Origin of the sequence: Streptomyces sp. NPDC002138, assembly GCF_040296485.1 — a bacterium.
GTDB lineage: Bacteria > Actinomycetota > Actinomycetes > Streptomycetales > Streptomycetaceae > Streptomyces.
Genome location: NZ_JBEOXE010000012.1, coordinates 66,120 through 84,761 on the forward strand (window position 1 = coordinate 66,120; position 18,642 = coordinate 84,761).

Annotated in this window: 18 protein-coding genes and 1 pseudogene; 7 read left to right on the forward strand and 12 right to left on the reverse strand. The window is 74.2% G+C overall.

All coding sequences use genetic code 11. The features are described 5' to 3' along the window. Nucleotides 1-424: 424 nt before the first annotated feature. Together ABT084_RS10635 and ABT084_RS10640 are read right to left on the reverse strand one after the other, a co-directional pair. Complete coding sequence (locus ABT084_RS10635; protein ID WP_351040670.1) at nucleotides 425-1,762, reverse strand: ROK family protein; 1,338 nt, start codon at nucleotides 1,760-1,762, stop codon at nucleotides 425-427. Nucleotides 1,763-1,805: 43 nt separating this feature from the next. Next, the gene (locus ABT084_RS10640) at nucleotides 1,806-2,513 is read right to left on the reverse strand and encodes an alpha-ketoglutarate-dependent dioxygenase AlkB family protein (protein WP_351040673.1); all 708 of its coding nucleotides are present in this window, start codon (nucleotides 2,511-2,513) and stop codon (nucleotides 1,806-1,808) included. Nucleotides 2,514-2,549: 36 nt separating this feature from the next. Between ABT084_RS10640 and ABT084_RS10645 the strand changes: the two genes are divergently transcribed. Continuing rightward, on the forward strand, nucleotides 2,550-3,290 hold the full coding sequence (locus ABT084_RS10645) for a maleylpyruvate isomerase family mycothiol-dependent enzyme (RefSeq protein ID WP_351040676.1): 741 nt from the start codon (nucleotides 2,550-2,552) through the stop codon (nucleotides 3,288-3,290). 37 nt (nucleotides 3,291-3,327) lie between these two features. On the opposite strand, the gene ABT084_RS10650 is transcribed toward ABT084_RS10645, so the two are convergent. Beyond that, entirely contained in the window at nucleotides 3,328-4,311 is a 984-nt protein-coding gene (locus ABT084_RS10650; RefSeq protein ID WP_351040679.1) for a spherulation-specific family 4 protein, read from the reverse strand. A gap of 225 nt (nucleotides 4,312-4,536) precedes the next feature. Further along, the gene (locus tag ABT084_RS10655; protein WP_351040876.1) at nucleotides 4,537-5,778 is read right to left on the reverse strand and encodes a geranylgeranyl reductase family protein; all 1,242 of its coding nucleotides are present in this window, start codon (nucleotides 5,776-5,778) and stop codon (nucleotides 4,537-4,539) included. A 387-nt stretch (nucleotides 5,779-6,165) separates the two neighbouring features. Between ABT084_RS10655 and ABT084_RS10660 the strand changes: the two genes are divergently transcribed. Next, entirely contained in the window at nucleotides 6,166-7,530 is a 1,365-nt protein-coding gene (locus ABT084_RS10660; RefSeq protein WP_351040682.1) for a dipeptidase, read from the forward strand. A 113-nt stretch (nucleotides 7,531-7,643) separates the two neighbouring features. Next, a complete protein-coding gene (locus tag ABT084_RS10665) occupies nucleotides 7,644-8,336 on the forward strand; it encodes an MBL fold metallo-hydrolase (RefSeq protein WP_351040685.1) in 693 nt (230 codons plus the stop codon). A 66-nt stretch (nucleotides 8,337-8,402) separates the two neighbouring features. On the opposite strand, the gene ABT084_RS10670 is transcribed toward ABT084_RS10665, so the two are convergent. Next, the gene (locus tag ABT084_RS10670; RefSeq protein ID WP_351040688.1) at nucleotides 8,403-9,434 is read right to left on the reverse strand and encodes an NUDIX hydrolase; all 1,032 of its coding nucleotides are present in this window, start codon (nucleotides 9,432-9,434) and stop codon (nucleotides 8,403-8,405) included. 220 nt (nucleotides 9,435-9,654) lie between these two features. On the opposite strand from ABT084_RS10670, the gene ABT084_RS10675 reads away from it, so the two are divergent. After that, nucleotides 9,655-10,656, forward strand: a complete 1,002-nt coding sequence (locus ABT084_RS10675; protein ID WP_351040879.1) for a LacI family DNA-binding transcriptional regulator — start codon at nucleotides 9,655-9,657, stop codon at nucleotides 10,654-10,656. On the opposite strand, the gene ABT084_RS10680 is transcribed toward ABT084_RS10675, so the two are convergent. Beyond that, on the reverse strand, nucleotides 10,646-10,837 hold the full coding sequence (locus ABT084_RS10680; protein WP_351040691.1) for a hypothetical protein: 192 nt from the start codon (nucleotides 10,835-10,837) through the stop codon (nucleotides 10,646-10,648). The two genes, ABT084_RS10675 and ABT084_RS10680, sit on opposite strands and share 11 nt — an antisense overlap. 443 nt (nucleotides 10,838-11,280) lie before the next feature. On the opposite strand from ABT084_RS10680, the pseudogene ABT084_RS10685 reads away from it, so the two are divergent. Next, a pseudogene (locus ABT084_RS10685) lies at nucleotides 11,281-11,523 on the forward strand (WD40 repeat domain-containing protein); the annotation flags it as partial. A 109-nt stretch (nucleotides 11,524-11,632) separates the two neighbouring features. Here ABT084_RS10685 and ABT084_RS10690 read toward each other — a convergent pair. From ABT084_RS10690 to ABT084_RS10715, 6 genes are all read right to left on the reverse strand, one after another. Further along, the gene (locus tag ABT084_RS10690; protein ID WP_351040693.1) at nucleotides 11,633-12,925 is read right to left on the reverse strand and encodes a DUF6986 family protein; all 1,293 of its coding nucleotides are present in this window, start codon (nucleotides 12,923-12,925) and stop codon (nucleotides 11,633-11,635) included. Nucleotides 12,926-13,108: 183 nt separating this feature from the next. Continuing rightward, nucleotides 13,109-14,071 carry an electron transfer flavoprotein subunit alpha/FixB family protein gene (locus ABT084_RS10695; RefSeq protein WP_351040696.1) on the reverse strand — a complete coding sequence of 321 codons (963 nt, stop codon included), beginning with the start codon at nucleotides 14,069-14,071 and terminating at the stop codon, nucleotides 13,109-13,111. 68 nt (nucleotides 14,072-14,139) lie between these two features. Continuing rightward, nucleotides 14,140-14,925 (reverse strand): electron transfer flavoprotein subunit beta/FixA family protein, encoded by a 786-nt coding sequence (locus ABT084_RS10700; RefSeq protein ID WP_351040699.1) that lies wholly within the window; start codon nucleotides 14,923-14,925, stop codon nucleotides 14,140-14,142. A 202-nt stretch (nucleotides 14,926-15,127) separates the two neighbouring features. Further along, nucleotides 15,128-15,727: a flavin reductase family protein gene (locus ABT084_RS10705; protein ID WP_351040701.1), complete on the reverse strand. Its 600-nt coding sequence runs from the start codon at nucleotides 15,725-15,727 to the stop codon at nucleotides 15,128-15,130. 65 nt (nucleotides 15,728-15,792) lie between these two features. Then, nucleotides 15,793-15,873 (reverse strand): putative leader peptide, encoded by an 81-nt coding sequence (locus ABT084_RS10710; protein ID WP_351040880.1) that lies wholly within the window; start codon nucleotides 15,871-15,873, stop codon nucleotides 15,793-15,795. A 91-nt stretch (nucleotides 15,874-15,964) separates the two neighbouring features. After that, entirely contained in the window at nucleotides 15,965-16,315 is a 351-nt protein-coding gene (locus ABT084_RS10715; protein ID WP_351040703.1) for a TlpA family protein disulfide reductase, read from the reverse strand. 249 nt (nucleotides 16,316-16,564) lie between these two features. Here ABT084_RS10715 and ABT084_RS10720 point away from each other — a divergent pair, with 249 nt between their 5' ends. Both ABT084_RS10720 and ABT084_RS10725 read left to right on the forward strand, forming a co-directional pair. Continuing rightward, the gene (locus ABT084_RS10720) at nucleotides 16,565-17,287 is read left to right on the forward strand and encodes a lysophospholipid acyltransferase family protein (protein ID WP_351040706.1); all 723 of its coding nucleotides are present in this window, start codon (nucleotides 16,565-16,567) and stop codon (nucleotides 17,285-17,287) included. 87 nt (nucleotides 17,288-17,374) lie between these two features. Next, nucleotides 17,375-18,640, forward strand: coding sequence for an MFS transporter (locus tag ABT084_RS10725; RefSeq protein WP_351040708.1), 1,266 nt, complete (start codon nucleotides 17,375-17,377; stop codon nucleotides 18,638-18,640). The last annotated feature ends 2 nt before the right edge of the window (nucleotides 18,641-18,642 follow it).

Below are 18,642 nucleotides of genomic sequence, written 5' to 3' on the forward strand. Positions count from 1 at the left end.
TTCAGCGGCTGGCGCAGCGGCTGCTTCAGCGGCTGGCGCAGCGGCTGCTTCAGCGGCTGGCGCAGCGGCTGCTTCAGCGGCTGGCGCAGCGGCTGTTTCGGCGGCCGCCCCGGTGGCGGCGAGCCCGGCAGCATCCTCCGCGGGCCCGATGGCGAGCCCGGCAGCGGCCCCCTCGGCCCCGGCCGCGGGCCCCGTGGCGGCCCCGGGCGTGGAGTCCGGGCGCCTGGGCTCCCTCGGCCGCGTACCGGGATGACGGCGCCCGGCGGCCCGGCCGGGCGCGGTCGGCCACTGTCAGCCCCGCCGGCGTATGAGGCGCCGCCTGAGGCGACCCGGCACCGGCAGCCCAGTCCACCCGGTGCGGATCACGGGGCCTCCGGCGGGCCCTCGGACGCCGGGCGGGCCGGGATGGTCCGCCGCCGCCGGATCAGGCCGCCGCCCCCAGGGCGCCCAGCGGGTCGTCCAGGACGGGCTGCCAGGCCAGCTCGGCCGCGCCGACGAGGCTGTTGTGGTCCAGGGTGCACGGCAGGATCGGTACGCCACCGCTGCGCCCCCACAGGCTGCGGTCCGCGACCACCGCGCGCAGCCGGTCCGGGTCCGCCTGCAGCAGCTCGCGGTGCAGACCGCCCAGGATGATCCGGTCCGGGTTCAGGATGTTCACCAGTCCCGCAAGCCCCAGCCCGAGCCGGTCGATGAGTTCCTCGGCGGCCGCCCGTACCGAGGGGTCGGCGTACTCCCCGCGCAGCAGGTCACGGGCCTGCTGGAGCAGCGAGACCTCGGGGCCCGGGGTGCGGCCCGCCGCCGTCAGGAAGGCCAGCGGGTCCGCCTCCACGTCCAGGCAGCCGCGGCTGCCGCAGTGGCAGGCCCGCCCCTCCGGGTTCACCGTGAGGTGGCCCACCTCCAGGGCCAGGCCCGAACTCCCGCTGTGCAGACGGCCGTCGAGGACGAGAGCCCCGCCGACGCCCCGGTGACCGGTGGCGACGCAGAGCAGGTGCTGGGCGCTGCGCCCGGCGCCGTGGCGGTGCTCGGCGAGCGCGGCGAGGTTGATGTCGTTGCCGGTCAGGGCCGGGCCCTCGATCCCGGCCGCCCGGACGCACCGCGCGAAGATGGACCGTACCGGCGAACCGGCAGGCCAGGCCAGGTGCAGCGGGTTCAGCGCCGTGCCGTCCGGTTCCGCGACCGCCGACGGTACGGCGAGGCCCGCGCCCACGCACCGGCGGCCGCTCCGGGCGAGCAGCGCGGCGCCCGCCTCGACGACCGCGCCGAGCACCTGCGCCGGGTCGGCGGACACCTCCACCTTGCCGGGGGCCGTGGCCACGATGCGGCCGCCGAGGCCGACGAGCGCGGCCCGGAAACCGTCCGGGTGGACCTGGGCGGCCAGCACGACCGGCCCGTTCTCGTCCACCGACAGCCGGTGCGAGGGGCGGCCCTGGGCGCCGCCCGCGCCGCCGGGGCGGGAATCGACGCGGATCAGGCCGAGCGCCTCCAGCTCGGCGGCGACGGCTCCGGCGGTGGCGCGGGTCACGCCCAGCTCGGCCGTGAGGACCGCGCGGGTCGGCGCCCGGCCCGTGTGCACCAGCTCCAGCGCCGGACCGAGCGCGCCGCGGCCCCGCTCCAGCTTGGTCCGCGAGGACGCCGTGGCCGCGTCCGTGGTGCCGTCGGTGGTCCCGTGTGCGGTCACCTCAGCGATCACATCACCGGCCACGCCCGTGGTCACGTCCGTGGTCACATCCCCCACCCGCCGCGGGGCCGTGTTGCCGTTCATGACAGCGATCCTCGCATGATCGGCAGGCCCCGGGCGCCGCCGTTCAGCCGAGGCCGCCGACGCGCAGGGTGATGTTCAGCCGCCCGGTCAGGCCCAGGGCGGGCGGAGCCGTCCCCGGCAGGACTTTGGGCACCGAATGAAAGGCCCTTCGGGCCGGACCGCCGAAGACGAAGAGGTCGCCGCTGCGCAGTTCCACGTCCCGGTACGGGCGCCCGCGCGTCGCGGTGTTGCCGAAGCGGAAGACGCAGCTGTCGCCGAGGCTGAGCGACACCACCGGCGCCGGGGAGCGTTCCTCGGCGTCGCGGTGCATGCCCATGCGGGCGTCGCCGTCGTAGAAATTGATCAGCGCGATGTCGTACGCCGCCGGGCCGCCCGGCGGCGCGGGCTCCACGGCGGCCGCCGCCACGGCCTCCCGGCCCAGCTCCGCGAGCCACGCGGGCATCGGCTTCACCGGCGTCCCGTCGCCGTCCACGGCGGTGCGGGCGTAGCCGTAGGGGTACCAGTGCAGCCCCAGGCAGACCTGGCGCGCGGTCATCACACCGCCGCCGGGCGTACGGACCGTGCGCAGCCCGGCGGGCGGGCGCGCCCAGTCCCGGCAGGCCGCCAGCAGCGCGAGCTGGCGGTCGGGGCCGAGCCAGTCGGGCACGTGCACCGCGCCGGGAGCGATCTCGGTCCGCTCGCGCGGGAAGAGCTCCCCGGGGAGGCCGGGGCCGGGCTCGGGGTCGGGGTCGGGAGAGAGGGGCCACTCCATGCCCCCATTGTCCGCCCCCGCTGGCAGACTCGCCCCATGGAGATCATCGAACATGTGAAGACACTCGCCCGCGAAGGCCAGTTGATGGCCGACGCGGCCGAACAGGCGGGCCCGGAGGCCCTGGTGCCCTCCTGTCCCGAGTGGCGGGTCGCCGACCTGCTGCGGCACACCGGGTCGGTCCACCGGTGGGCGGCGGGGATGGTCGCGGGCGGCCTGACCGAACCCGCCCCGATCCCCGAGGTGCCGGAGCTGACCGGCGCCCCGCTCGTGGCCTGGTTCCGCGAGGGGCACGCGGCGCTGGTGCGGACGCTGACCGACGCGCCCGCCGATGTGCGGTGCTGGACCTTCCTGCCGACGGACCCGCCGTCCCCGCTGGCCTTCTGGGCGCGCCGCCAGGCGCACGAGACCGCGGTGCACCGGATGGACGCGCAGGGCGCGCTCGGCGCCGCGCTCTCGCCCGTGGAGGCGGCGTTCGCGTCCGACGGGGTGGACGAGGTGCTCATAGGCTTCCACGGCCGGCCGCGCAGCCGGGTGCGCACCCCGGAGCCGCGGGTGCTGCGGCTGCGGGCCACCGACACGGGCGAGGCCTGGACCGTACACCTGTCGGCCGAGCCCGCCCGCACGGTGCGGGGCGATGCTGGTCCGGCGGACTGTGAGGTGACGGGCGAGGCCGCGTGGCTGTACACGGCGCTGTGGAACCGCGCCGCGCTGGACGGTCCCGGGGTGAGCGGTGACGCGTCGCTGGCCCGGCTGTGGCGGGAGACCGCGGGCGTCTGAGCCGGGGCAGGGGCGGGCGCGGCGGGCGCGGCGGGTGTCAGCCGAGGGTGGCCGCGTAGCTGGTCTGGGGGCGGAAGGCCCAGCTCGGGGCGGCGTTCCAGGGGTTGGGCATGGCCGTGCTCGTGGCGTACGCGTAGCCCGCGCCGCGCGTGAAGGCCGTCCGGAGGGTGTCGCGCATGGCGTCGGAGGTCGGGACGTCGTGGACCAGGTGCCAGAAGGCGGTTCCGCTCGGGTCGAGTTCGGTGCCCGCCCGGTAGCCCGTCCGCTCGTTGAAGACGTTGCCGCCGAGCCAGCCCGCGCCGGTGTAGGCGGCGTAGGTGTCCTCGAAGGTGACGAAGATGTCGGCCGTGCGGTGGCCCGGTTCGAGGTAGCAGTCGGCGATGGCCGTCCCCGGATTGTCGGCCACCAGGTCGGGGGCGGCCGGGTCGACGGCCTGCATCGCGTCCTGGACGTAGCGGTGGTATTCGGCGTACAGGTCGCGTGTCGCGTTGGCGGGGCCGCAGTCGCGGCTGACGACGTCGAAGAAGATGCCGTCGACGTGCAGACGGCCGTCCGCCGTCTTGAGGTAGTGGTCCACGGAGGCCTTGACCTCGGCCGGGGGCCGCCCGCCGTGGTCGGTGTGGACGTAGCCGAGCACCTTGGTCCGCTCGCCGTTGGCGGTGGTGCCGCCGCGTAAGACGTCGGCCCGGGCCTGCCAGGGCGCATCGAAGGGGTCGTCGCCGTTGCCGGGGTTCAGGACGACGACGGAGGCGGCCGGGCCGGTGGCGGTCAGCTCGTCCAGCATCGGGTCGTCCGCCCAGACGTACGCCGGGACCGCGATGTCCAGGCCCCGCGCCCCGGGTATCCGGGCCCGGACCGGCTCGCTGGGCCGGGGAGCGGGCGCGAGCCGGTCCTTCGGCGGGGCCGGCTGGGCCGCGGCTCCGGAACCCGGCGCGGACGAACGGATCGCCGCCGCGGGCGAGGCGAGGACGGCGGTGACCAGGACGGCGTAGAGAGCCCTCGCTGCGCGAGTCGTGGCCATGATGATTCTTCCTCCGGCAGGCGTCTGGACGACTGGGCGTCTCGGCGACTGAGCGACTGAGCGACTGGGCGCCGACGCGAGGAAGACTAGACGGGCCGTGGTCCGGGGGTGGCAGAACCGGTTCTCTTGGTGTGAGGAACAGAAAAGCGACCTGTCACCTTGTCATGTGATCCTCCGCCACACGACAAGCCACGGCCCCGCCCCGCTCCCGCCTCGCTCCCCCGGCTACACCCCCTGGGCCTTCTCCTCCCGCTCCTGCCTGCGGTCCAGCGCGTGCAGCGCCTTGCGGGCCAGTGGGTACGTACGCACCAGGTCGGCCAGGTTCGTCGCGCCGCGGGTGATCCGGGCGAAGGCCCGCCAGGCCGGTCCGAAGCCGATGAGCGCGGCGTGCAGGATCCCCGGCCGGGCCACGAACACGCCCAGCATCCGCTTGCCCACGCCCATCTCCACGCCGAGCCCGGCCTTGACGGCGAAGGCGTAGTTGAGCGCCTGTCGGCGCGCGTCCACCGCGTCCGGCGCCTCGGAGATCTTCACGGCCCACTCGCCCGCGAGCCGGCCGGAGCGCAGGGCGAAGGAGATGCCCTCGCGCGTCCACGGCTCCAGCAGCCCGGCCGCGTCGCCCGCGACCAGGACCCGGCCGCGCGAGAGGGGCGAATGCGGTGAGCGGCAGCGGGTCAGGTGACCGGAGGAGACGGAGGGCTCGAAACCGGCCAGCCCCAGCCGGGCGATGAAGTCCTCGAGGTAGCGCTTGGTCGCCGCGCCCTCCCCCTTCGCCGAGATCACGCCGACGGTGAGGGTGTCGCCCTTGGGGAAGACCCAGCCGTAACTGCCGGGCAGGGGGCCCCAGTCGATCAGTACGCGGCCCTTCCAGTCCTCGGCCACGGTCGGCGGGACCGGGATCTCCGCTTCCAGGCCCAGGTCCACCTGGTCCATCTCGACCCCGACATGGGCGCCGATCCGGCTCGCGCTGCCGTCCGCGCCGATCACGGCACGGCCCAGGACGGTCTCCCCGTCCTGCAGCACCACGGCGACGGTACGCCGGTCCGGCACCGCCGGGCCGTGCTGCTCGACGCGCGCAACGGCCGTTCCGGTGCGCACCGTCGCGCCCGCCTTCTCGGCCTCGGCGACCAGCCCGGCGTCGAACTCGGCGCGGTTGACGAGCCCGAACAGCATGGTCCTGGACCGGCGGGTACGGGCCAGCTTGCCGTTCAGCGAGAAGGTGACCGCGTGGATGCGGTCCTCGAGGGGCAGGACGAAGCCCGGCGGCAGGGCGTCCCGCGATGGCCCGATGATCCCGCCTCCGCAGGTCTTGTAGCGCGGCAGCTCGGCCTTCTCCAGCAGCAGCACGCGGCGGCCGGCGGCGGCCGCGGCGTGCGCGGCCGAGGCCCCGGCCGGGCCCGCGCCGACCACGATCACGTCCCAGATCTCGTCCGGCCCCTGCGCGGAGTCCGCCCCCTGCGCGGCCATCGCGCCCTGAGCCTCCGGCCGCTGCGCCTCCGGCCCCTGCGCGTCCTGCCCCGCGTCGGCCGCCTTGCCCGCGTCGGCCGCCCTGCCTGCGTCGCTTGCGTCGGCCGCGTTGCCCGCTTCGCCCGCGCTGCCCGCGTCGTGTACGTCGTCGCTGCTCACGATGTGCTGCTGCTCCTGATCACGCGTTGGTCCCGATGGTCCCGACGTCCCGGGGTCCCCATGCCGGGGAAATCCTACGGCGCGAGTCCGGCTCACCCCGCTGTGGGAGGATCGGACCGTCATACGCCGTAACCCGGCGTACGCACCCGCACCTGTATCCACACCCGTACCACCACCCCGTACCCCACTCGTATGCGCAAGAACGTCGCACCCAAAAGGAGCGTGCCCATGTCGACCGATCCGATCGTCGAGACCGTCGCCTCGCTGATGCCCCGCGCCAAGCAGGAGCTGGCCGAGCTGGTGGCCTTCCAGTCGGTCGCGGACTGGGCCCAGTTCCCCAAGAGCGAGAGCGAGGGCGCCGCGAACTGGGTGGCCGACGCGCTGCGCGCCGAGGGTTTCCAGGACGTGGCACTGCTCGACACCCCGGACGGCACGCAGTCGGTGTACGGCTTCCTGCCCGGTCCGGCGGACGCGCCGACCGTTCTGCTCTACGCGCACTACGACGTCCAGCCGCCGCTCGACGACGCCGCCTGGATCTCCCCCGCCTTCGAGCTGACCGAGCGCGACGGCCGCTGGTACGGGCGCGGCGCGGCCGACTGCAAGGGCGGGTTCATCATGCACCTGCTGGCGCTGCGCGCGCTCAAGGCCAACGGCGGGGTGCCGGTCGGCGTCAAGGTGATCGTCGAGGGTTCCGAGGAGCAGGGCACCGGTGGCCTCCAGCGGTACGCCGAGGCGCACCCGGAGCTGCTCACCGCCGATGCCATCGTCATCGGTGACGCGGGCAACTTCCGGCTCGGGCTGCCGACGGTCACCGCGACCCTGCGCGGGATGACCCTGCTCAAGGTCAAGATCGACACCCTCGGCGGGAACCTGCACTCCGGCATGTTCGGCGGCGCCGCCCCGGACGCGCTGGCCGCGCTGATCCGGGTGCTGGACTCGCTGCGCGCGGCCGACGGCTCGACCACCGTGGACGGGCTCGCCGCCGACGCCGTGTGGGAAGGCCTGCAGTACCCCGAGGCGGACTTCCGCGCCGACGCGCGGGTGCTCGACGGAGTCGAGCTGATCGGCGACGGCACGGTGGCGGACCGACTGTGGGCCCGTCCCGCCGTGACCGTCCTCGGCATCGACTGCCCGCCGGTGGTGGGCGCCACCCCGTCGGTGCACGCCGGAGCGGGCGCGCTGATCAGCCTGCGGGTGCCGCCGGGCGTGGACGTCGCCGAGGCGATCAAGCTGCTGGAGGCGCACCTGGTGGCACACACGCCGTGGAAGGCGCGCCTCGAACTCGAAGTCGTCGGCCAGGGCCAGCCGTTCCAGGCGAACACGGACAGCCCGGCGTACGCGTCGATGCGCGAGGCCATGCAGGTGGCGTACCCCGGCCAGGAGATGCAGATCAGCGGCATGGGCGGATCGATTCCGCTGTGCAACACGCTGACCTCGCTCTACCCGGAGGCCGAGATGCTGCTGATCGGGCTCAGTGAGCCGGAGGCGCAGATCCACGCGGTCAACGAGAGCGTGTCCCCGGAGGAGCTGGAGCGCCTCTCGGTCACCGAGGCGCTGTTCCTGGTGAACTACGCGCGCTCGAAGCAGGGCTGAGCTCCTCCCTCCGCGCGGCCGGATGTCCGCCCGGGGCGCATTGCGCTCCGGGCGGAGTCCGCCGCGGGTGAAGTCGCCCGTGGCGGGGGCGCGGTGGAGCGTAGGTTCGCTCCATGGATCTCGTGGACGTCATCCCGCACCGGCTGTACATGCTCCGCTTCCCGATCGGCCAGGCGTACCTGTGGCGCGACGGCGAGGCGCTGACCTTGATCGACTCCGGCCCGGTGGGCGCCGCGGGCGGGATCGAGGCGGCGATCCGGTCCCTGGGGCTGCGCCCCGAGCGGCTGGAGCGGATCGTGCTGACGCACTGCCACCGCGACCACGTCGGGGCCGCGGGCGAACTGGCCGCCCGCTGGGGCGCTTCGGTGGTGGCGCACCGCCTCGACGCCCCGGTGATCCGCGGCGAGCTGCCGGTCCCGGAGCCGGTCCTCCTGGACTGGGAGGTCCCGCTGTACGAGCACGGGCTGACCCTCCCCGAGGCGCCGCCGACCCGGGTGGACCGCGAGGTCGAGGACGGCGACGCGCTGGGCTTCGGGGACGGGGCGTACGTCGTGCACGCGCCCGGGCACACGGACGGCAGCATCGGCGTCCATCTCCCGGACCACGGGGTGCTGTTCACGGGTGACGCGGTGGCGGCGGTGGGAGAGGTGATGCTCGGGGTGTTCAACGTCGACCGGGACCGGGCCGTGGCGTCGTTCCGGCGGCTGGCCTCCCTCGCCCCGTCGGTGGCCTGCTGCGGGCACGGCGGTCCGGTCACCGAGGACACCGCGGCCGCCCTGAAGGCGGCCGCGGAGTCGGCCGGCTGAGCCGGCGGGGAACCGCAGGGTCCCCCGGGGCTCAGGGGCCGCAGGGGCTCAGGGGCCACAAGGGGCTCAGGGGCCGCAGGGACCGCTCGCCGCGCCGACCGGAACACCGGCCTCCAGGTTGAGCACGGTCGCCCGTTCCCGTGCGCGCAGGGCCCAGCGCAGCCGTTCGAAACGGTTCTGCGGGAGCAGCCCCGCGGCCTCCGCCTCGGTGACGAACCGCCAGGCCCGCAGCTCGGGCCCCGGCAGCCGGACCCCGGCGGCCGCCTCCGGGGAGAGCCGGCCCCCGTCGAAGATCAGCCGCAGCCCGCCGTACGCCGGGGCGCAGGGCGGTTCCCAGTCGATGACCAGCAGTCCGGGCGGACCGGCGAGTACGACGCCCAGCTCCTCGGCGACCTCCCGCACCCCCGCGCGGGCGGGCGCCTCCCCCGCCTCGACCACCCCGCCCGGGAACTCCCAGCCGGGCTTGTACGTCGGATCCACCAGGAGCACCCGGTCCGCCTCGTCGAACAGCAGGACCCCGGCGGCGACGGTCTCGGCGGTGGGTTCGGGGGTCTGCACGATGTCGCAGAGCGCCACGCTGCCGGAGCGGAGCGCCTCGGCGATGCGCCGCGCCGTTTCGCGGGGGGTCAGCGCGCCGTTGTCGATGACGTGCGCGTCGGCGGTGAGCCAGCGGAGGGCCTGCCGGTAGGGCGCGAGGTGCGCGTACGACCAGTCCCGGGCCTCGTCGCGGGCGGCGATCCGTTGCCGAAGGATCGTTTCCTCGGGGGCCAACAGCACGTGCCTGACCGGGATCCGGCGCGCGGCGAGGGCGCCGAAGATCTCGTCGCGGTACTCCTGGCGCAGCAGGGTCATGGGCACCACGAGCACCCCGCCCACCTCGGCCAGCAGCGCGGCGGCCGTGTCCACGACCAACCGCCGCCAGCTCGGGAGGTCCTGGTAGTCGGACACCTCGTCGAGCCGCTTGCGCGGCAGCAGCAGCCGGAGGGCGTCACCGACGGTCTCGGGGTCGAACAGGGTGGCGTCCGGCAGGAGCCCGGTCAGTTCACGCGCCGTGCTGGTCTTCCCGGCCCCGAAAGTGCCGTTGATCCAGACAATCACGATTACCCCTCTTCCCAAGACTCCCTCGGCTCGTCCGAACCCCCAGTGGCTTGCCCGCACCAGCCCGTCGCGGAAACCCGGTAATCGGCCGAGGTGCTTATCCTCGAGGTCAGCGCGTTGCCCCAGGGCGCGTGAGCGCCGTGCCCGCCATCAACGGAGGTTCCCCACCGTGCCGCACTCCCGCCGTTCGCCCGAGCCCCGCTACGGCCGGCGGCCGACGATGAAGGACGTGGCGGCCCGGGCCGGGGTCGGCCTGAAGACGGTTTCCCGCGTCGTCAACGACGAGCCCGGGGTCACCCCCGATACCGAGAAGCGGGTCCAGGACGCCATCGAGGAGCTGGGCTTCCGGCGCAACGACAGCGCGCGGGTGCTCCGCAAGGGGCGTACGGCGACGGTCGGGCTGGTCCTGGAGGATCTGGCCGACCCGTTCTACGGGCCGCTCAACCGGGCGGTGGAGGAGGTCGCGCGGGCCAACGGCGCGCTGCTGATCAACGGTTCCAGCGCCGAGGACCCGGACCGGGAGCGGGAGTTGGCGCTCGCCCTGTGCGCGCGCCGGGTGGACGGCCTGATCGTCATCCCGGCCGGGGACGACCACCGCTATCTGGAGCCGGAGATCCGGGCCGGGGTGGCCACGGTGTTCGTGGACCGCCCGGCGGGCCGGATCGACGCGGACGTGGTGCTCTCGGACAGCTTCGGCGGCGCCCGGGGCGGGGTGGCCCACCTGATCGCGCACGGCCACCGCCGGATCGCCTTCATCGGAGACCAGCCCCACATCCACACGGCCACGGAGCGGCTGCGCGGCTACCGCTCGGCGATGGCGGCGGCCGGCCTCGCGGTGGACGGGGCCTGGGAATCCCTCGGCCCGACCTCCCCGGAGCGGGTCACGGCGGCGGTCACGGCCATGCTCACGGGCCCCGACCCGGTCACCGCCGTCTTCGCGGGCAACAACAGGGTGACGGTGACGGCGGTACGGGTGCTGGCCGCGGCGAGCGCCTCGGGAGCGCCGCTGGTGGCCCTGGTGGGCTTCGACGACTTCGAACTCGCCGACCTCATCCGCCCCGCCGTCACCGTGGTCGCCCAGGACCCGGCGGCCCTCGGCCGGGTCGCGACCGAGCGCCTCTTCCAGCGCCTGTCCGGCGCGGACCTCACACCCGCCCGCATCGAGCTCCCGACCCACCTGATCCCCCGCGGCTCGGGCGAGATCCCGCCGGTCACCGGATGAGCGACCGCTGACCGGGCACGGCCCCGGCGGCGGCGGTGAGCCCGGCGAGGACGGCCGGCGCCGGACGGGTGCCGCCGAGGTGGGTGAGTACGCCCACCAGGCAGCCGATCAGTGCGGCCGTCACGAGGACGAAGGCGGTGTGCAGGGTCAGGAAGGGCTCGGGGAGCGGCGGGTTCGTCATGCCCCGGTGTCAGCAGCCCGCACCGCCCCGGAGCATCGGTACCGAACGAAGCCGGACGGCTTCCGATCGACCTCGAACCCCCGCGAACGGCGCGGGTGTTCCATGGTGTCCGGCGAAGTCCGGGACCGGGCGGCGGGAGCCGTTCCAGCCTGGTGGGCGATGGAGCCACGGAACACGTTCGACGAGGAACTCCAGGCCTTCGCGGCCGAGTTGCGCACCCTGCGGCGCGAGCGCGGGAACCGCTCGTACCGGGAACTCGCGGCCCGCGCGCAACGGACCGGCAGCGGCATCCGGCTGCCGGTGGCGACCCAGAGCGACGCCTTCCGTGGCAAGCGGCTGCTGGGCTTCGACACGCTGACGGCACTCGTGCGGATCCTGTACGTCTACGACACCTTCGGCCAGGAGATCGCGGTGCCCCCGCACTCCGCCCCGGAGCTGGAACGGTGGCGCCGCGGCCTGCGCGGACCCCGGCGGCACGGCGGCCGGGGTCCGCGGACCGGCGGGCGGCCACGCCCGAGCCGGTACCGGCGGCCGCCCCCGGGCCCGGCCTGGACCCCGAGGGCGGCGAGGCGGCCTCCTCCGCGGCCCTGTTCACCCCGCTGCACCGGCTGTCCGGCCATACCGACTCCGTCTGGAGCGTGGCCTTCTCCACGGACGGCCGTCTGCTCGCCACCACCCGCGAGGACGACCGGGTACGGACTGGCACACCTCGACGGGGGAGAAGTCCGCCGTGTCGCTCCCCGGCACCTTCCCGGCCGGGAGTGGATCCGGCCGGGCCCCGTTTCAGCGCGTGGCTCAGGCGTGCAGGGTCGCCGAGCGGCGGGGGATCGCGAAGGCGTCCAGTTCGGCGCGGGTCAGGCCGGTCAGGGCGGCGACCTCCTCGGCGCCGACCGCGCCGCAATCCAGGCCGCGGACCAGGTAGCCGGCCAGGGCCTTGGCGGTGGCGGGCTCGTCCATGACATCGCCCTCGATCTTGGCGACGTACGCCTTCAGACGCGCGGCGGCCGCTTCGAGGCCCTCGCGGTAGAAGGTGAAGACGGCCGCGTAGCGGGTCGGCAGGTGCGCCGGGTGCATGTCCCAGCCCTGGTAGTAGGCGCGGGCCAGGGCGCGGCGGGTGAGGCCGTAGTGCAGCTTCCAGGCCTCGTGGACGTGCTCGGTGGTGCCGATCGGCAGCACGTTGGTCGAGCCGTCCGAGACGCGTACGCCGGTCCCCGCGGCCGCGACCTGCATGATCGCCTTGGCGTGGTCCGCGGCCGGGTGGTCGCTGGACTGGTAGGCGGCCGAGACGCCGACGCAGGCGCTGTAGTCGAAGGTGCCGTAGTGCAGGCCGGTGGCGCGGCCCTGGGAGGCCTCGATCATCCGGGCGACGGTGGCGGTGCCGTCGGAGGCCACGATGGACTGGCTGGTCTCGATCTGGATCTCGAAGCCGATCCGGCCCGGGCGCAGGCCGCGGGCGGTCTCGAAGGCTTCCAGCAGCTTGACGAACGCGGTGACCTGCTCGGCGTAGGTCACCTTGGGGAGGGTGAGGACCAGCCCGTCGGGGAGGCCGCCGTGCTCCAGCAGGCCGGAGAGGAAGATGTCCGTGGTGCGGATGCCGCGGTCGCGGACGTTGGACTCCATGCACTTCATGCGGATGCCCATGTACGGCGCGTTGGTGCCGTTGGAGAAGGCCTCCGAGACGAGGCGGGCGGCGCGGGCCGCGGCCTGGTCCTCCTCCTCGTCGGAGCGAACGCCGAAGCCGTCCTCGAAGTCGACGCGCAGGTCCTCGATCGGCTCGGAGGCGAGCTTGGCGCGCACGCGGTCGTAGACCGGTACCGCCAGTTCGTCGCTGATGCCGAGTACCTTGGCGAAGGTGGCCGCGTCCGGGGCGTGCTCGTCGAGCGCGGCGAGGGCCTGGTCGCCCCACGAACGGATGGTGTCCGCGGCGAAGACGTCACCGGGGACGTAGACCGTGTGGATGGGCTGGCGGGTGCCGGGGTCGCCCGGGTAGTGGCGCGCGAGTTCCGCGTCCACCGGCGCGAGGGAGGCGCTGATGCCCTCGCTGACCGCGCCTGCGAGGCTTGTCGCCACCTTCTCCTGCTGACCCATCGTGCACTCTCCTCTTTTCCGCTACACGGAAGCATTGATCCGCATAGCAGAATTTAGTCAGCACATTCCGCTCCGTCAATGGTTGCCCGAAACAGCACGGGGCCGCGTGGTGAGAGTCACCACGCGGCCCCGGGGCACAACGTCTACGCAGGTCAGGTCCGGTCAGGGACCGGAAAGCCCGGCTCAGCCCTTGCGGGCCTTGATCTCCTCGGTCAGCTGCGGGACGACCGCGAAGAGGTCGCCGACGACGCCGTAGTCGACCAGGTCGAAGATCGGGGCCTCGGAGTCCTTGTTGATGGCCACGATGGTCTTCGAGGTCTGCATGCCGGCGCGGTGCTGGATCGCGCCGGAGATGCCCGAGGCGATGTACAGCTGCGGGGAGACCGACTTGCCGGTCTGGCCCACCTGGTTGGAGTGCGGGTACCAGCCGGCGTCCACGGCGGCGCGGGAAGCGCCGACGGCCGCGCCGAGCGAGTCGGCGAGCGACTCGATGATGTGGAAGTTCTCGGCGCCGTTGACGCCGCGGCCGCCGGAGACCACGATCGCGGCCTCGGTCAGCTCCGGGCGGCCGGTCGACTCGCGCGGGGTGCGGGAGACGACCTTGGTGCCGGTGGCCAGCGCGCCGAAGGTGACGGTGAGCGCCTCGACGGCGCCCGCGGCCGGGGCGGCCTCGACCGGAGCCGAGTTCGGCTTGACGGTGATGACCGGGGTGCCCTTGGAGACGCGGGACTTGGTGGTGAAGGACGCGGCGAACGCGGCCTGCGTGGCGACCGGGCCCTCGTCACCCGCCTCCAGGTCGACGGCGTCCGTGATGATGCCGGAGCCGATGCGGACGGCCAGGCGGGCCGCGATCTCCTTGCCCTCGGCGGAGGACGGGACGAGGACCGCTGCCGGGGACACCGCGTCGTAGGCGGCCTGGAGGGCGTCCACCTTCGGTACGACGAGGTACTCGGTGAACTCGGGGGCGTCGGCGGTGAGGACCTTGACCGCGCCGTGCTCGGCGAGCACGGCGGCGGTGTCGGCGGCGCCGGCACCCAGGGCGACGGCGACGGGCTCGCCGATGCGGCGGGCCAGGGTCAGCAGCTCGAGGGTGGGCTTGCGGACGGCGCCGTCCACGTGGTCGACGTAGACGAGGACTTCAGCCATGGGGATGCTCCTGCGAAAGCGAAGTAGTCAGGGGAGGTGAGGCGTGACCGTGTGTGCGGCCGAAGCTCTTAGATGAACTTCTGGCCGGCCAGGAACTCGGCCAGCTGCTTGCCGCCCTCGCCCTCGTCCTTGACGATCGTGCCGGCGGTGCGGGCCGGGCGCTGCGCCGCGGAGTCGACCGCGGTCCAGGAGCCCTCGAGGCCGACCTCGTCCGCCTCGATCTCCAGGTCGGACAGGTCCCAGGCCTCGACCGGCTTCTTCTTGGCGGCCATGATGCCCTTGAAGGACGGGTAGCGGGCCTCGCCCGACTGGTCCGTCACGGACACGAGGGCCGGCAGGGACGCCTCGAGCTGCTCGGACGCGGTGTCGCCGTCGCGGCGGCCCTTGACGGTGCCGTCCTCGACCTTGACCTCCGAGAGCAGGGTGACCTGCGGGACGCCCAGGCGCTCGGCCAGGATCGCCGGGAGGACGGCCATGGTGCCGTCGGTCGACGCCATGCCGGTGATGACCAGGTCGTAACCGGCCTTCTCGATCGCCTTCGCGAGCACCAGCGAGGTGCCCATGACGTCGGTGCCGTGCAGATCGTCGTCCTCGACGTGGATCGCCTTGTCGGCACCCATGGACAGCGCCTTGCGCAGCGCGTCCTTGGCGTCCTCGGGGCCCACCGTCAGGACGGTGATCTCCGCGTCGTCGGCCTCGTCGGCGATCTGCAGCGCCTGCTCGACGGCGTACTCGTCGAGCTCCGACAGCAGGCCGTCGACGTCGTCGCGGTCGACGGTCAGGTCATCGGCGAAGTGCCGGTCGCCGGTGGCGTCGGGCACGTACTTCACACAGACAACGATCCTCAAGCTCACGCCGGCTCTCCTACTGCATCGTCTTTTCTGGTGCTGCCTTGATGCAGGCAGCATAGGCGCCTTGTCGGCCCGGTCCCGGTCGGGGCGGCCCGCGCTCCGAAGGGAATGTTACTCGTCAGTACACAGTGGGTCTTCCCCGGTTGCAAGGCCGGTGAACTGTGACCTTGCCAACGCCGGACCAACCCGCCCCAGCAGGGACGATTCAGTCCCGCAACGCGTTGAAGCGTCCTTGGTGGTACAGCAGGGGACGGCCTTCCCCGGCCGGGTGCCCGGCCACCGCCTCCGCGATGATCACCCGGTGCGCGCCCGCGGGGACGCGGGCCACGATCCGGCAGACCAGCCAGGCCAGTACGCCGTCCAGGAGCGGCACCCCGTGCGGTCCCGCGGTCCAGTCGGTGGCCGGACCGAAGCGGTCGGCCCCGCTCCGCGCGAACAGTCCGGCCAGGTCCCGCTGGTGTTCGCCGAGTATGTGGACCCCGACGTGCTCGGAGTCGCGTATCGCGGGCCAGCTGGAGGACCCGGTGCCGATGGTGAAGGAGAGCAGCGGAGGGTCGGCGGAGACCGAGTTGAGCGAGGTGGCGGTGAATCCCGCCGGGCGTCCGCCGGTCTCGGAGGTGATCACGGCGACACCGGCGGCGTGCTGCCGGAAGACGGAGCGCAGCAGGTCGGGCGAGCCGGGGAGCACGAGCGGCGCGCCGGGGGTGGCGTCCGCGGGGGCGCCGGGGTCGGCGGCCTGGGCCGTCGTGTCCCTGGCGGTGGGGTCCGTAACGATGGGGGCCGTGGTGGCGGTGAGCGCCGTCATCGGTGTGTCTCTTCCTTCTGCCGCGTCGTCCGCGCCGGCCGGGCCGCCGGAGGGTGATGGGGTGATCAGTGGCCCCGACAGCGCGCGCTCGCGTACCGGACCAGGTCGACGTGGACCCGTCCGTAAAGCAGGAGTTCGTACCGCATGCCGCCAGACTGGCGATCTCCGGCGCGCCCAGTCAAGCGACAGCGGCCAGATGTCGGGCGCGTCACGCTCCGTGGGGGCGCGCGCACCGGTTCACACCGCCGCCCCGAGGGCGGCGATCACGTCCGCCTTGCGGGGCATTCCGGCGGCCCGGCGCACGATCCGGCCCGCCGCGTCCAGCACGAGCACGGTCGGGGTTTTCTCGACGGCCAGCTCGCGGACCAGCGCGAGGTGGTCCTCCGCGTCGATCTCGATGTGCGCCACGCCCTCGACCATGGCCGCGACCTCGGCGAGGATCCGGCGGGTGGCCCGGCAGGGCTGGCAGAAGGCGCTGGAGAACTGGACCAGGGTGGCCCGCTCCCCCAGCTCGGCGCCCAGCTCCGCGCGACCCAACAGCCGCTCGTGGCGCCGCCCCGGCCCCGTCGACCCGCCCTCGTCGCGCACGCGCTCTCCCGTTCCCGTGATCGTCCGACCGTGCGGTGATCCGATGTTCCCGTGATCGTCCGACCGTACGGTGATCCGAGCGCCCCCGGGACGCGCCGCATTCCCGGCGTGACAAGAATCTCTCCTGGTCGGGGCATCTGGACTGGCCACCGGGGCAGGTTTGGGGCACCATCCCCATGGCTACGTACCTACGATGGCGTAACTTACGGCCGGGAGTACCTCCCCAGGCAGAAAGCGGGGTCTTCCCACATGGCTGAGTTCGTCTACCCCCCGGTGATCGGCGCGGCGCACACGCTGTTCAAGGCGCTGGACGTCCGCATCGACATGAAGGGCGCCGAGAACATCCCCCGCAAGGGCGGCGCGGTGCTCGTCTCCAACCACGTCGGCTACCTCGACTTCATCTTCGCCGGACTGACGGCGCGGCCGTCCAAGCGGCTGGTCCGCTTCATGGCGAAGGAGTCGGTGTTCCGGCACAAGGTGTCCGGTCCGCTGATGCGCGCGATGAAGCACATCCCGGTGGACCGCACGCAGGGGGAGGCGGCCTACCAGCTCGCCCTCGACTCCCTGCGCGGCGGCGAGATCATCGGGGTGTTCCCCGAGGCGACGATCTCCCAGTCCTTCACCCTGAAGAGCTTCAAGTCCGGTGCGGCGCGGATGGCGCAGGAGGCCGGGGTCCCGCTGATCCCGGTGGCGCTGTGGGGCACCCAGCGGATGTGGACCAAGGGTCACCCGAAGGACCTGAGGCGCAGCCACATCCCGGTGACCATGCGGGTGGGCGAGCCGATGGAGGCGCCGACAGACCAGTTCGCCGGGGCCATCACCCGGCGGGTGCGCGAGCGGGTGCAGGAGCTGCTGGAGGCGGCGCAGCGGGCCTACCCGACGAAGCCCAAGGGTCCGGAGGACTCGTGGTGGCTGCCCGCGCACCTCGGCGGTACGGCGCCCACCCCGGCCCAGGTCCGCGAAGCGGGCTGACCCGGCGCCCTCCCCGGGCCCGCCCGGCCGCCTCGAACACCTCTCCACCCGCCCGGGGTAGCGTCTGCGCCCGGGGGTGGTGCTCACGTGCGGGGATTCAAACGGTACTTGTCCGCGGCGCTGGCCGGGCGGTTCGCCTCGGAGGGCATGGGGATCGCGCTGGTCCTGCTGGCCCTGGAGCGGACCGGCCACGCCGCGTACGGCGCGTTCATCCTGACCGCCTGGCTCGCCCCGCACGTGCTGGCCGCGCCGCTCGCGGGCGCCGCCGCCGCGCGGACGTCGCGCCCGCGGCTCTTCCACGTCGGCGCGCTCGTGTGCTTCACCCTGGCCGTGGCCACCCTGTCGGTGCTGGTGGGCCGGGCTCCGGTGCCGGTGGTGATCGCGGTGGCGGTGGCCGGCGGCGGCTGCGGACCGATGGTGACGGGCGGGATGTCCAGCCTGGTGGCCTCGCTGGTCCCGGCGGGCGCCGGACGCGACCAGGCGTACGCCTGGGACGCGGCGACGTACAACGCGGCGGGCGTGACCGCCCCGGCCGTGGTGAGCCTGATCGCCGCGCTCGGCTCCGCGGCCCCGGCGATGGCCGCGCTGGCCTGTTCGGGCGCGCTGGCCGCCGTACTGGCCGCCCTGCTCCCGTACGAGGACCCCCGCGCCCGCCCGCGAGCGGCGACGGCCCGGCCCACCGCGGGCGGTGGGTTCGCCGCCCTGTGGCGGGTCCGCGAACTGCGGGCGATCTCGGCCGCGACCACCCTGGCATTCGTCGGCATCGGCGCGCTGAGCACCACCGCGGTCCTGCTGACGCGAAGCCTGGGCGCACCCGGGGCCGGGGGCGCCCTGATGACGGCCTTCGCCGTGGGCGCGCTCTCGGGGTCCCTGCTGCTGGCCCGGCGGCGGGCCTCGGGGCGGGCGGACGATCCGGGGCGCCTCGCCCGCTGGGCGCTGGCCGGGACCGGCGTCGCACTGACCGGCGCGGCCTTCGCGCCCGGCGTCGTGACGGCCGCGGCGTGCTTCGCACTGGCCGGTCTGTGCGACGGCCCCCTGCTGACGGCGACGCTGCGGATCCGGGCCGAGCACGCGCCGGAGGCGGTGCGGGCCCAGGTGTTCACCCTGGGCGCCGGCCTCAAGATCACGGCTGCGGCCGCCGGAGCCGCCCTGGTGGGCCTCGCGGCGGGCCGACCGCCCTGGATGCTGGTCCTCGGCATCGCCGCGCTCCAGCCGGCGGCCGCACTCCTGCACCGGGTGACCACGGGCCCCCGCGCCCGCGCCACCCCGCCGACGCCGGACCCGACCGCCTCGGCCTCGGCCTCCGCCCCCGCGCGGGACGCGGTGGCGCTGGAGCCCCGCGAGACGGGCTAGAC